At 44.4% G+C, this 16,196-nt stretch carries 1 protein-coding gene; it reads right to left on the reverse strand.

Going from position 1 to position 16,196, the window contains the following annotated elements; translation table 11 throughout:
* Positions 1–82: 82 nt before the first annotated feature.
* The gene (locus tag Q5C82_RS05025; protein WP_003220188.1) at positions 83–16,180 is read right to left on the reverse strand and encodes a non-ribosomal peptide synthase/polyketide synthase; all 16,098 of its coding nucleotides are present in this window, start codon (positions 16,178–16,180) and stop codon (positions 83–85) included.
* Between the last annotated feature and the right edge of the window lie 16 nt (positions 16,181–16,196).

Genomic DNA, 16,196 nt, shown 5'->3' on the forward strand with positions numbered 1-16,196 from the left:
AAATTTAAATTCTTGCTTCGAAGGCGGCTGACGGCTGTCCCCGCATGATCAACATGATGGGGACAGCGGCTACCGACTGTTTTTAGAAATCTAATTCGATTACGCTTGCAAAGTGTTCCTTTTTGTTTACTTTCTCGCTTAATTGAATCTCTTTTAATGGAATTGATGAGTTTTGTATAACCGCTGACAGGATCATCACGTAATCCTGTGCCAGCGTAGCGATGGTTCTCTTTTTAAATAGCTTCGTACAGTAGTCAAAGCTGCCTTGAATCTCGTGCTGGTGCATCTCGAAGGTCAGCTGCAAATCAAATTTTGCCACTGCATGTGTTTCTTCATAAGGTCTGACGGCGAGAGAATCTATTTCAATATCCGTTTGCTCTGTATTTTGCAGAACAAACATCGTATCGAATAGCGGATTACGGCTTAAATCTCGTTGCACGCCAAGCTTCTCAACCAATTCTTCAAAAGGATACTCTTGATTTTCATAAGCTTTTAGCATTGTTTCTTTAGTTTCTGTTACATAATCTTTAAAGGTCTTTTCTCCAGCCGGAGCCGTGCGAATGGCTAATGTATTCACAAACATCCCGATGATATGTTGTAAATCATCGTGCACTCTTCCCGCCACAGGTGTACCGACAACAATATCTTCTTGACCGCTATATTTGGCCAGCAGTATGGTATAGGCTGCGAACAAGATCATATACGTGGTCGATCCCGTCAATTCTTCCAGCTGTTTAACACCTTGGACAACAGACTCGTTGAGAACAAAGTTGTATCGTTTCCCCTCAAAGCTTCGAACTTGCGGTCTGGCAAAATCTTTCGGCAACTCAAATGACGGAAGCGCCTCGTGAAATACATCCAGCCAATAGTCTTCCTGCTTTTTAATTCGTTCTTTCTGCTCTGCTTGCTGCTGCCATGCAGTGAAGTCCTTGTATTGAATCCGGAGCGGTGCTAATTCTTTACCGTCATACAATTGAATCAGTTCTTCGATAAAAATGTTCATAGAAGCGCCGTCTGTAACGATATGATGCATGTCAAACATGAAAATATGCTTTTCTTGTTCCAATTCAATAAGTCCAACTCGAAGCAATGGGGCCTGACTTAGATCGAATGGACGTACGAAGGTGCGGAACAGCTCTTCAACCTCCTCAGCCGTTGCCTTGTACCTTTCGATAGTGAACTCCACCTCCGGCTTGACCATCTGCATCGGTTCTCCGCGGATCATTTCAAATCCGGTTCGCAGCGATTCATGACGCTGAATCAGTCTATGGAACGCAGTTTGTAAACGATCCATGTCGATTCTTCCCTCCAGCGTCAAAATCCCCGGCATGTTGTAACTGAGTTCTCCGCCTTCAATTTGTGTGGATAGGTAAACCATCTTTTGTACGGAAGATACAGGATAAACATCCTTCACTTCTACAGCAGGGATATAATCCGGTCCGCAGGTTTCCGAGTTTGCGATGACTTTTGCCATTTCCTCAATGGTCGGCCCTTGAAACACTTCTCTTAACGAAATCGTTTTGTTGAATTGCTTATGGATTTTGCCAACGAGCGTCATCCCCCGTAACGAATGCCCGCCGAGATCGAAAAAGTTATCTTTCACGCCTACTTGTTCTAACTTCAATACTTCTTTCCAGATGAGAACTAACTGCTCTTCCAGTCTCGTTCTTGGAGCAACATGGTCAATCCCGGTTTGCATGCCTGCTGCGGGCAACGGTAATGCACTGCGATTCACCTTTCCATTTGATGTTAACGGCATTTGCTCCAGCTGCATGAGGTATGAAGGTATCATGTAGCCAGGTATTTGCTGAGCAAGCTTTTCTTTGAATTGACTGATTGGCAGTGCTTGCTCCGCTACAAAATAAGCATACAAATCGCTTTGCCCTTCTGTGTTTTCTCTGGCCAGAACAACTGCTTCCTGTACATGCTCAATGTTGAGAAGAGCGGCCTCGACCTCGTTTAGTTCGATACGGTAACCGCGAATTTTGACTTGATGGTCCATCCTTCCCGCATATTCAATGTTGCCATCAGGAAGATAGCGGGCAAGATCACCAGTTTTATACATCCGTTTATTTGCATCATACGGATGCGGAACAAATTTTTCGTGTGTTAAGGATTCCCGGTTATGGTAACCTCTTGCCAAGCTGATCCCCGCAATACAAAGCTCACCAACGATACCGATAGGCTGGAGCGTCCCGGCTTCATTCAGGATTAAAATTTCTGTATTCGAAATCGGTTTACCGATTGGCGGCATCTCCTGATGAATTTCCGGATCGACTGTACACATGGTCACGACATGCGTTTCTGATGGACCGTAATGATTATGCAGCGAAACTTGGTGGCGCATCATCATTTCACGCAGCGTATTCGTCATAATAAGCTGCTCTCCTGCTGTAATAATATGATCCACACATTCGGCAAACGGTTCAAAATATTGTTTCTCCGATGCAAGGAGCTTGAGGAACGCAGTCGGGAGAAATGCCGTTTGTATCCTGTGTGTCTTGACAAATTCGTTGAGCTCACGAATCTCCCGTTTTGCCTCGTTGTCGATAATATAGAGTGTCCCTCCGCTTAAGATCGTGGAGAAAATCTCTTGATAGCAAACATCGAAACTCATTGCGGCAAATTGCAGCACTCTGTCAAAGCGCAGCTGTGTATATTCCCGCTCATAAGCGAGTAAATTCAACATGGTTTTATGCTCTAATTGAACCCCTTTAGGTTTTCCGGTAGTACCTGATGTATAAATGACATATAATAAATGATTTTCCGCATAGGAAAGGTTAAGATTGCTTGCATCACCCTGATATACCAATGGATCGTCAAGCAGAACTACAGATCCTTCGAAGGAAGGAGGAACGGTATGCTCTACACAAGTGACAAGTACATCGGCGCCGCTGTCTTCCATTAAATAAGCACGCCGTTCATCAGGGAGTTCCGGGTCTATAGGAAGAAATGCCCCACCGGCCTTTAATATCGCTAATATTCCGATCATCATATTTGCCGAGCGCTCCGTGAGAATGGCAGCCACCCGATCGGCACCTACGCCTTGATTCCGAAGCACACGCGCCAGTTGGTTGGAGCGTTCATTCAACTGACGATAGGTCCAGGTTTGATTTTCAAACAAAATGGCGACACGATCAGGAGTATCCTCAGCCTGCTGCTCGAATTGTTGATGTATTGTTGTTGGCATACGTTCATCGATTACTGCAGTATCATTAAAAAGATTCCAAATTTCATTCTTTTCTCGCGATCTCATCATCTCCAAAGAAGCGAGCCTTGCCTCAGGATGTTCGATGATCGCATCGATCAGCTGCACAAAATGCCGCATCATGCGTTCTACCGTTTCCGGTTTGAACAGTGTCGTCAGGTATTCCATTGTGCAATGAATGTGTGTCTCTTCTTCTACAGCCGTTAAGGTTAAATCAAATTTAGCCATCGTATGCTTGCTAGGATAAGGTTTAAACGTCAAACCATCCATCCCTAATTGTTCTTGCTCTGTGTTTTGCAACACAAACATCGTGTCGAACAACGGATTACGGCTTAAATCCCTGGCGATGTTCAGCTGGTCGACGAGCGCTTCAAACGGATAATCTTGATGCTCATAAGCTTTTAATGCATTTTCCTTCACTTCAGCGAGGTACTGAGAGAATGTCTTCTCTTTGGCAGGATAATTTCGCATCGCCAGTGTGTTGACGAACATCCCGATGATGGAATCCAAATCCGCATGCGGTCTTCCTGCTATGGGACTCCCCACAACAATGTCTTCCTGGCCGCTGTATTTGGACAGCAATAAGGTGTAGGACGCCAGAAGCACCATATATAAAGTGGATTCGGTTTTGAGTGCCAGTTGTTTTAATCCCTCGCTTTTTTTCTCATCAATCGTAAAGTGCAGCGTCGCCCCGGTAAAATCCCGTGTGGAAGGCCGTATATAATCGGTTGGCAAATGAAGGACAGGGATATCGCCGCTGTACAGCTCCAACCAATAGTCTTCTTGCTTTTGGATTTGTTCTAATCGCGCTTCTCCGGTTTGCCATACTGAGTAGTCTTTGTATTGGATTCGCAGGGGCGGTAATTCCGCTCCTTGATATGCTCTTACAAATTCTTTGATCAGTACATTCATGGATGTTCCGTCCGAGATAATATGATGCATATCAAACATCAGTATTGCGTGATTGGGTTGAAGCTCAATCAGCCCGACACGAAGCAGCGGAGGCTCCTCCAGTTGAAATGCACGAACAAATTGACTGATACAATGATCGATTTCATCTTCCTTGGCATAATACGACTCTACTGCAAATTCAACGTGATCCAAGACGTACTGAACAGGTTCTCCGTCCACCATTTTGAAGCCGGTGCGTAAAGATTCATGGCGATGAATCAATTTGTCAAAGGCCTGCTGCAGCTTATCCCGATCCAGCTCGCCTTTGACAGTCATCAGGCCCAGCATGTTGTAGCTCAGCTCTCCGCCTTCCAAATGGTTGAGAATATAAAGTCTTTTTTGTGCAGAAGAAACTGGATAATAAGGCCTCTTTTCAATTAGAGGAATAGAAGCATATTCGGTTTCCTCCATCGTCATGATTGCCTGTGCGAGCTGTTCAATTGTTGGGAACTGGAATATGTTTCGCAATGGAATTTGAACATGCAATTGCTTTTGAATTTTTGCAATGAGTGTCGTCGCTCGCAGGGAGTGTCCACCGATATCAAAAAAGTTATCTCGAATCCCCACCTGTTCTAAACCGAGAACATCCTGCCAAATCTTTGTGAGCTTCATTTCTGTCGAATTTCGCGGCGGTACATATTCCGTATCCCCATATCGCTTTCCATCCGGTTCTGGTAATAAGTTGCGATTCAGCTTTCCGTTTGGCGTTAATGGCATTTGATCCATTTGCACAAAATAAGCCGGAATCATATATCCTGGTAAATGCCGGGTGAGACGATCCCGAAGCTGACTAGTTGGGAATGGCTTATTCGCTACATAGTAACCGCATATATAATGCTCGCCATCTGCATCTTCAAGGACAGAAGCGACGGCTTCTTGAATCTCAGGAATGTTCAACATTATTGATTCAATTTCACCGAGTTCAATCCTAAAACCATGAATTTTCACCTGATGATCGACGCGTTCAATAAATTCTATATTGCCGTCCGGCAATAGACGGGCCAGATCGCCAGTTCTATACATTCGACCCGATGGAACAAACGGATCGTTAACGAATTTTTTGTTCGTTAATTCCGGCAAGTTCAAATATCCTCGTCCCACGCCATCCCCAGCAATGTACAACTCGCCTTGAACGCCCACTGGCTGCAATTTCTGCTGCGAATCGAGTATGTACATGCGATTGTTGCCCAGCGGCTTGCCTATAGGGATATGCACTTGACTGCGAGTCCAAGCATCCGCAGAAACTTCGATGTTGAACAGGGACGCATCGACACAAGTTTCGGTTGGTCCATATACATTTGTGATGGCAGGTGCTGCTCTATCCGCGCCAAATAAGTGTATGAACTTGGTTACCGTCGTTTTTGGAAGTGCCTCTCCTCCAATTAACAGATGACGAAGCGGTACTCCTTCCCCATCATCTGCAGCTACCAGCAGCTTCAAATGGGCGGGCGTCCCGTCGGTTACGTCAATGCGATGCTGTCGATAGTATTGGCATAAGGCCTCGCCATCAGACACCGCCTCTTTAGGAACGATAAACAAGGTATGTCCTAACAACAAGGAAGCATATATTTGCTGGACTGAAGCATCAAAATAATATGGAGCGAGCATGGCCACATGCAAAACCCCATCATAAGCGGAGTACACCGCATTACGCAGCCCTTCGATGAGATGAATTACCTGGCGATGTTCAATCAACGTGCCTTTCGGCGTACCTGTCGTGCCAGAAGTGTATATGCAATAGGCTAGTTGATCGAACTGGCATGGCACTGCCAGATTGATATCTGTTTCATGGTAGGCTTGTTCCTCTTTCATATTGATACATGTTCCGGAAAAGTTGAGGTTTTCAGGCAGTTCGCCGTGTGTAAGCAATATGTTAATGCCTGAGTCCCTTGCGATATAATGAATTCGTTCTACAGGGGAATCAGGGTCTATTGGCAAATAAGCCCCGCCCGCTTTTAAAATCCCGAAGATCCCTATAATCATCTCCAGAGAACGTTCAGCCATAATGCCGACGAGTTGACCCGCTTGTACTCCTTCGACTCGCAAGGCTTGCGCAAGCTGATTGGCTCGTTTGTTCAGTTCGCCATAGGTTAACGATTCTCCCTCGAATACAACTGCTGTACGATCTGGCGTACGGAACGCTTGTTTCGAGAACCGCTCATGAATTGTTTGTTCGCGTGAGTACTGCATTTCTCTAGCCTGAAAACGGCTGAGCAGCTGTTCCTTCTCTTGCTGAGTCAAAAGCTCCAATTCTTCTACTTTGATGTTCGGATGCTCTAATACTTGATGCATTAGCTGTTCAAAATGCCCGCTAATCCGCTCCACTTCTGATTGTTCATATACGTTTTGGTTATAGCCAAAATGAACGTTCAGTTGTTCGCCAGGAATGACAACCATATTAAAATCGTAATGTGAATGCTCTTCCATATGAAAATTCATAATGTTTAGCTCTGCAGCATTATGGCCTTCCTCTACCTGTTGTCCTATCGGATAGTTTTCAAAGATCAGAATATGATCAATTAAGTTTTGCTTTTGCTCCGTTTGTGCCTGAATTTCATATAACGGATAGGTATCGTATGATTGGGAAGCCAGTGCATTGTCTTGAACCATTTTCATCGTTTCAACGAAAGAGCTGCCCTCATCACAGCAGATTCGAACTGGAATTGTATTAATGAACAGGCCGATCATTTGTTCCACTCCAGAGATTTCTGCCGGCCTTCCCGACACGACACTGCCAAAGACAACATCTCCGGTCCCACTATATTTCTGTAATAAAATTCCCCATAGCGTTTGAATCAACGTATTTAACGTGACATGATGCTGGTTTGCGATCCGCTGCAATTGTCTTGTTTGTTTTTGATTGAATCGGCAGATCTCATTGGCATAAGCATACGCTTTTCGTTCATGCTGCGGTCTTTTGTGAAGAATACGGGTTTCACCTTTGTAGCCCTCAAGATACTCACGCCAGTACCGTTTGGCCGCATTTTGATCTTGCTGATCAAGCCATTCGATATATTTACTGTAAGGATCAGTATACGCAAGATCTGTTTCCCTGCCCTCTTGCAAGCCGATATAGTGTTCAAATGCTTCCTTCGTGATAAGAGGCAGGCACCAGCCGTCCATAACAATATGATGGAAACTCCAAATCAAATGATACTTGCGCTCTTCGATACGGAAAATCGCGATGCGCATCAATGGATCCCTAGCCAAGTCAAATCCTTTCGCTTTATCCTCACTTTGGTAGGATGCGATTTCATCCTTACGCTGATTCTCATCTATGTCACGTAAATCTGTAAAATGAACTTTCATTCTTTGTGTCTTATAGACAATTTGTAAGGGGATATCATTCCAGCCGCTATAAAAACGGGTTCGCAGCACGGCATATTTAGCAAATAAATGATCCAAGCTTGCTTCAAACCTGTCGATCTTTAATTCTCCCTGTAAATCAAATGATGCTTGTTCGAAATAAGAATTTGAATCCTCGTCCAGTAAGCTGTGAAACAGCATCCCCTTCTGCATCGGAGTTAACGGATACACATTCTCAATTTCACCTGCATCCGGCAGTTGAATCAGGAGCTGGTCTAATTCGTCAATGGCCATGCCTTTTAACAAAATATCGCTTGGTGTCAGTTCCGTTTGTTCTTTATGAACACAATGCTCAATGACTGTTCGAAGGTTGTTTTGAATAATGGCCGATAGCTGGTCGATTGTTTCTTTTGCGTATTGTTTGGTGCTGTAGCTAATCGTCACCATCAATCGATCATTGACAATCATCCCGTTTATGTTCAATACGTACGGTCTGATTTGGTTTCCGCTCGAGTCTGAACCGCAGGAGTAGGAAGATAATTGAACCGCTTGATTTTGAATATCTTGATCAAACTGCCCCAGGTAATTAAAACTGATCTCTGGAGTCATTTTCGCTGGGAGTGGCGTGGTTGAGCCGCTTAAATACCTTAGTACTCCATAGCCGATCCCTTTATGGGGTATTTGGCGGAGCTCTTCTTTGGCCGTCTTGATGTAATGAGATATTTCTTTGCCTGGTTCTATGTGAAGCACAACCGGAAACAGACTTGTAAACCAGCCCACCGTGCGAGAGATATCCATATTTGGGATCACTTGTTCTCTTCCGTGTCCTTCTAAATGAAGTGCAATCTGTTCAAGTCCTGACCAATGTGATATGGAAAGTCCCAAGGAGCTTAACAGAAGATCGTTTATTTCAGTGTTATAAGCGCGATTGGCTTGTTTTAATAATTGCTCCGTCTCTTCTTTGGTCCATTCCACAGTTACTGTCTCACTGTCTATTGAAAAAGCATGCGATTCCTGAAAATCTTTAGGCAACGGTTTCACATCAGTTTGTTCAATCCGTGCCCAATACTCCTGTTCTTGCTTTATGGCATCACTTTGCGCATATGCCGAGAGCTTTTCAGCCCATAGCCGGAAAGAGTCTGTTTTGTACGGCAATTGAATGTCTTGCCCGTTCTCGGCTTGCTTGTAGCCGCTAACGATATCCTCCATTAAAATACGCCAGGAAATCCCATCTACAATTAAATGATGGATTGCAATGAGCAAATGATCCCCATCCGCACATTGAAACAATCCTGCTTTCATCAATGGCCCATTGCTTAACTGCATGCTGCTCTGTATCTGGTTAGCCTTGGCTTCAATGGCCGGACCTGGGTCGGCTTCTGTTTTTAGATTGATGACGTCAAGATGATATAGCTCGCTTTGAGTGATCTCTGCATTCCAGGCCTCGTATCCGTGTTCTGTCGCTTGGAACGTCATGCGGAGCGCATCGTGGTGCTCTCCAAGCTTTTGTAGCGTTTGGCGAAGCGGCGATTCCTGAAAGCCTTGCGGCGCATACAGCATGACAGCTTGATTATAATAATGCGGATCTGTCGTTGTTTGCTCAAAGAACCAATGCTGGATTGGGGTCAGGCTTACCTTTCCTTTGACTTCATCTTGATCGGGAATGCGCACGTTCTGCTCGATATGCGGACTCAATTCTGCAATCGTCGCATATTGAAACAAGTGTTTGATTTCCATTTTGTATCCTAGTTGGTTTAGTCTGGAAGACACTTGAATCGATTTAATGGAATCCCCGCCAAGATCAAAGAAATTATCCAAAATGCCAATCTTTTCAGCGCCTAATACTGACTCCCAAGTCGAAACTAATAGTTGTTCCACCTGAGTGCGTGGAGGCTTATATGCTACTCTGTCCTGCAGCTGTAAATCAGGGGTCGGCAGCTCTTTTTGGTTTATTTTTCCATTAGGCGTTAAAGGCATTTTCTCCAGTTTGATAAAATATGCCGGAATCATATAGCCAGGCAGAGATTGAGACAATTGCTCCCGAATCTGGGATACCGTTATGGGTTGGCTGCTCACGTAATATCCACACAGCTGCTTCAATCCATGTACATCTTCTCTGGCTGTGACGACGGCTTCTTTGATCTCTTCTGCTTGAAGCATCGCTGTTTCAATCTCGCCTAATTCGATGCGAAAGCCTCTGATTTTGACTTGCTCATCCATTCGACCTAAGTATTCAATGTTCCCATCCGGGAGCCACTTCGCCAAATCCCCGGTCTTATACATCCTTTCTCCGGTTACAAACGGGTTTTCAACAAATTTCTCAGCTGTTAATTCCGGCCGGTTCAAATATCCTCTGGCAACGCCGGCTCCGCTTATATACATTTCTCCAGGTACGCCGATCGGCACCGGTTTCATGTCCTCGTCTAACACATAAATGCTCGTGTTTGCCGCAGCTGTACCGATTGGCACCGATTCCCGCCTGTCTTTGACTGCATCGTAACGATAAAGCATGCATCCGACAACAGTTTCCGTCGGCCCGTACTCATTACATATTTCAATTTGGCCGTCGAATTGCTCATGAATGCTTTGGGCTAACTGAGTGCTGAGATTCTCTCCTCCTACGATCATTTTTCGAATCGCTATCTTATTGGCAATGTTCATTGCTTTCAATACATGCAAATGAGCCGGGGTCAATTTAATGATATCCACCCTTTGGTCCTGCACAATCGATGAAAGCAAAGCAGTTTTGTCCTCCCCGTCATAGACAATAATCGTATTGCCTGTGACCAAAGGTGTAAAAATAGAAGTCACTGTTAAATCAAAAGAGATGGACGAGTATAACGGGAAATTGGTTTTTTCATTTTTCACATAGACCTCTTTCGCCCACCAAATATAATTGCTCAATCCCCGGTGCTCGATTAATACGCCTTTAGGCTTGCCTGTGGAACCAGACGTGTAGATCACATAAGCCAAATGGTTCGCATTGCTGAGCGGTTCAAGGTTAAAGGCTTCTTCGTGATAGGAGCTTTCCTCATCCAATAAAATCACGACGCCTTCATAGGTAATCTGCTGTCGGACATCTCGCGGCATCAAGATGATTCCGGCTTTTGAATCTTCCAGAATGTACTGGATTCGGTCTTGCGGATATTCTGGATCTATTGGGACGTAGGCGCCCCCGGCTTTTAGAATGGCAAGTATTCCAGTCACCAATTCGATACTGTTCCTGCTGATGGTGGCTACAGGTTGGTCCGCTTGCACACCCCTAGCTCTCAATGTTCGTGCCAGCCGGTTTGCTCGCTCATTGAGCTGACGGTAAGTAATCTGCTTGTCCCCATCAATAACAGCTGCTTGATCTGGTATTTGCTGCGACTGCGCTTCAAACCATTGATAAACCGTTGACTGCGGATATGGCGCGGCTGTATCATTCAGGTTCTGAAGAAGCTGTCTTTTTTCACCTTCTGTCAACATTTCCAATTGTTCTACCCGGATATCTGCATCTGCAACGACTTGATGCAAAATTTGCAAAAGGTGTCCGCGAACCCGCTCCATGCTTTCGCGATCATACACCTTAGCGTTATATTCAAAATTAATATTGATTACATCACCTGGTATAACAGTTACATTTAAATGGTAGTTAGTTTGTTCTTCCATTTTAACGTTTGAAATGTCGATAGGCGATTCGTTATGTTGGCCGATACTTTCCATGTACTGATCTACAGGGTAGTTTTCAAATATCATTAAATGTGTAATTAAATTTTGTTTTTGGGTCGTAAGAGCTTGTATATCATATAACGGATAGGTCTCATACGTTTGAGAGGCTACTGCCCTTTCCTGCGTCCGTTTCATGAGCTCAGCAAAAGTGGTCCCAGCTTCACATTGGATTCGGACAGGAATGGTGTTAATGAATAAGCCAATCATGGTTTCCACGTTTGGAATCGCCGAAGGCCTTCCGGACACAACACTTCCAAAAACAACGTCACGGCTTCGATTATATTTCTGTAGCAAAATCCCCCATGCCGTTTGCAGCAGCGTGTTCAGTGTGACATGATGCTTGCTGGCCGTTTGCTTCATTTTCAAAGTGAGATCGGTGTCGATGGCACATGACACTTTCTCCGGAAAATAATGCTCATCTTCTGCTTGATGACTGTCCTTGAGAAGGACGGTTTGTTCTTCATAACCTTCCAAATATTGATCCCAATAACGCTTGGCCTCTTCTGCATCTTGACGATCTAGCCATTCAATATATTGGCTATATGGTGTAATCGCTGCTTGTTCGGGCTGCTTTTGCTGTAGCAAAGCAAAGTAATGATCGAATATTTCTTTCGTGATAAGCGGCAAGCACCATCCGTCCATCAAGATATGGTGAAAACTCCATATAAAGCGATATGTCGTATCATCCGTACGAAGCACAATTACGCGCATCAACACGTCTTTCGCTAAGTCGAACCCCCGAAGCTTATCTTCTTTGGCATATGCACAAATCCGGTCATCTTGCCGCGCTTGATCCATCTCACGCAAATCGATGAATTGGAAACCGATCTTTTTCGTTTTAAAAATGATTTGCAGCGGCTGATCTTTCCCTTTGAGAAAGTTCGTGCGGAAAATTTCATATCGCTTTGATAAATCATCCAAGCTTTTTGAAAATGAATCGATATCCAAATCTCCATGCAATTCAAACATCGTTTGCTGAAAATATGCGCCGGAATGTGAGTCAAACAAGCTGTGAAACAGCATGCCTTTTTGCATCGGCGTTAACGGATATATATTTTCCACTTCGCCTAATTCACGCGTTTGGTCCAAAAGCTCTTCCAATTCGTCTATTTTGATATCCTTTAACAAAACATCACTTGGCGTCAATGACGTCTGCTGCTGGTTTACGCAATGCACAATAATTTCTTGCAGACTTTCTTTTAAACTTCGGGCAAATTGCTCCATGGTCGATCTTTCATATTGCTTATGGCTATAGCTGAGTGACAGCGATAATTTCCCCTCTGCAACCATGCCATTCAAATCAAGTACGGCCGTTCTCGGCTGGTTTTCATTCAACGATACACCTGTCGAATAAGGCGATATCTGCAAAGCATGCTGCTGCAGGTCTTGGTCAAACTGCCCTAAGTAATTAAACCGAATTTCGGGATGAAGCTGCAGGCTGTCAGCTTCCGCACGGCCGGATAAATATTGAATGACACTATAATTCATTCCTTTATTGGGAACCCGGCGCAGTCCTTCTTTCACAGTCTTAATGCGCTGCGACAGCTCTTTTCCTGCTTCCATCTTCAGTACGACAGGGTACTGGCTTGTAAACCATCCTACCGTGCGAGTGATATCCACATCTGGAATAACAGGTTCTCTTCCGTGACCCTCTAAGTTCACGACAACTTCCTCCATGCCTGTCCACCTGTGAACGGCCAGTCCTAGCGAAGTCAGCAAAAGGTCATTAATTTCTGTGTTATAAGCGCGATTCGCTTGTTTTAATAATTGCTGTGTTTCTTCTCTTGTCCATTGAATCGTTACGTCACCGCTGTCTTTCAATAATGAATCTTCGACAGCGTTATCCTTAGGCAATGGTTCCAGCTCTAATCTTGCAAGCTCGTTCCAATAGGCAAGCTCTTGCTCCCTATCGGTTTCCTGTGCATACTTGGACAATTGCTCCGCCCAGAATGGAAATGAGTCTGTTTTTTGCGGAAGCCGGACCATTTGTCCGCGCTCCGCCTGCTCATAGCTGCTTGCGAAATCCTCAAGTAAAATGCGCCAGGATACCCCGTCAATAACTAAGTGATGAATCGCAATAAGCAAATGATCTCCGTCTGCACATTTGAACAAACCAAGCTTCATTAAAGGTCCTTGGCTCAATTCCATACTGCTCTGAATCTGATTCGCTTTATTGGCAACAGCATGAGCCGGATCGGCATCCTCTTTACAATTCATCACTTCCAGCTGGTACAATTTACTTTCTTCTGTGCCCGCAATTCGAGCAGTATATCCGTTCGGCGTTTCTTCAAAAACCATCCGCAATGCATCGTGATGCACAGCAATGCTTTCTATCGCTCGGCGAAGCGGAGTCTCTTTAAATCCTTGCGCTGAATATAACATTACGGCCTGATTATAATGGTTCGCATGAGGCATATTTTGTTCAAAAAACCAATGCTGAATCGGGGTCAGGCTTGTCCTTCCCTTCACTTCTCCTTGATCCGCCATTCTGCCAACCGGCTCTACAAATGGGCTTAGCTCAGCAATGGTGGGGTATGTAAACAAGTGTTTCATGTCAATCTTGTATCCGGATTGATACAATCTAGAAGAAACCTGAATTGATTTAATCGAATCTCCGCCAAAATCAAAGAAATTATCAAGAATTCCTATACGCTCAGTGCCGAGTACCTCCTGCCAAATGGACGCCAGCAGTTCTTCTATTGAGTTTTGCGGGGCTATGTATTCATTTTCCATCCGCGTTTTTTCATCAGCAACAGGTAAAGCTTTCAGATCAATTTTTCCATTAGAAGTGAGTGGGATTCGTTCTAAATGGATAAAGTAAGAAGGAATCATATAATCCGGCAGTTCTCGTGATAATATCTCTCTGAACTGCCCTGCGCTCAAAGATGGTTCTCCGACATAATAGGCATACAATTGTTTAGTTCCGTCTAGCCCCTCTCGCGCAACGACTGTCGTCTCACGAACCTCTTCCAGGTTGGATAGAGCCGCCTCCACCTCGCCAAGCTCGATACGGTAGCCGCGGATTTTCACTTGATGGTCGATTCGTCCCAAATATTCGATTCTTCCATCGGGCAGCCATCTAGCAAGATCCCCCGTTTTATACATCTTGCGGCGGGGGATAAGCAAATGGTCAACAAATTTTTCTTCAGTTAAATCAGGTTGATTAAGGTAACCGCGGGCCACTCCCGATCCTCCGACATACAGTTCTCCGGGTACGCCTATCGGCTGGATTTGGCGGTGTGCTCCTAAAATATAGGCTTGATGATTGGCCACCGGCTTGCCAATTGTGATCTGTTCATCAGCAGAATAAACAGGTTGAAACGTAGAAACAACGCTATTTTCCGTAGGGCCGTATTCATTATTGATGCGAATCTGAGGCTGCAGAGAAAACAGCCGCTCTACTGTGTCGGGTTCAAGTTTCTCTCCGCCTACAACGACATGTTGAACATGATAGAAGTCCTCTGCGTTCATCTGTTCGGTCATTGCTTGTAACAGCCGGGGAGAAGTCGAGAAATGGGTAATCCTCTCCAGCTTCAGAACGTTTTGTATTGCAAAAAGATCTTTGTTGTCTTCATTAGGCAAAAGATATAAAGCAGCGCCAGAGATTAGCGGACCGAAGAAATTTAAAATAAACGCATCGAAAACATAGGGATACAAAACAAGGACGCGATCCTCTGCAGAATGCTTAAAAAACGCCTTCTTCCACTGGAGCGAATTCACAATCCCGCCGTGTTCGACCATAACTCCTTTCGGCTTCCCTGTTGTGCCTGAGGTATAGATGACATAGGCTAAATGGCTGTGTTCTGCAATCGGCGATAACAGTGAGCAATCAGCATGGTAAGATGTTTCGTCATTTAGATCGATCATCGGTCCGTCAAAGACAAGGCTGTTTTTGAAATGCCGTTGAACAACAAGCACATCTGCATTTGCATCATTCAGCACATATTGAAGCCGCTCTTCCGGATATTCAGGGTCAAGAGGCACATAAGCGCCCCCTGCCTTCCAAATGGCCATGATGGACACGATCATTTCTAACGAACGCTCTGCCATGATGGCGACCAATGTATCGGCTTGAACACCGTAGTTTCGCAACGTTCTTGCCAAACGATTAGATTTCTCATTCAATTCTCTGTATGTCATATGATTGTTAACGAACTTAACAGCTACATGATCAGGCGTTCTTTCCGCCTGCTCTTCAAATAATTGACTTACTGTTTTGTTTCCAGAATAATCTGCGGCGGTGTCATTAAAGTCAAACAAAATTTGCTGTTTGACCGCTTCGGGTATGCCTTCTGCTGTATGGATTGCAGCTTGGGGCTGGAACAAGATCACGGACAGCAGCTGATTGAGATGGGACACCATTTGGTCCATATAGTCCTCATCATAAAGATTTCCGTTATAAATAAGTTTCAAATGAATTTCGCTATTCTCCAAGTCAAAATGAAACAACGTATCAGTTGCAATGTCTTCCTTAAATTGCAAGGAATGAATTTCATTGAGCGAAACAACGGTATGAATTAACGGGATGTTCTCGTTGTCGTATTGCACATTTACATGCTGAACGATTTTTCGAAAAGGCAGGTTTTGATTTTTTAGCGAATCATTAACCGCTTTTTTTAGTTGTTCGAACACGGTTTTAAATGTACTTTGGCAGCTAAGCGTATTCTTCAATAGGACAATGGTATTGACAGTTGAAGAGCTGCTTTTTTGCTTAGATACCGTTGGAATACCCAGAATCGTGCTCGCTCGATCTGTATATTTATACAACAAACATTCGATGCCTGCCAATAAAATCAAATAGGTTGCCATTTCGGAATGATTAGCCATTGTCAATATTCTTTGAGATACTTCTGGAGATAAGGAGCGATAGATGCTTTTTTCCTGATAGCCAACACGGGTTAATGATGCGTTTTCCGCTGTTTTAAAATACGGGATTACACTAAGGCTATCCTCTTCATCAAACAGATTAGCCCAGTACGTTACTTGATTTTTAAACACCGACATTGGAGCACCTCATTTT

Origin of the sequence: uncultured Bacillus sp. (assembly GCF_958411575.1) — a bacterium.
Classification (GTDB): Bacteria; Bacillota; Bacilli; order Bacillales; family Bacillaceae; genus Bacillus; species Bacillus spizizenii.

Bases quoted from the DNA above. Each gene is read 5' to 3' on its own strand.
- Q5C82_RS05025 (WP_003220188.1), bottom strand. From the start codon at position 16,180: ATGTCGGTGTTTAAAAATCAAGTAACGTACTGGGCTAATCTGTTTGAT.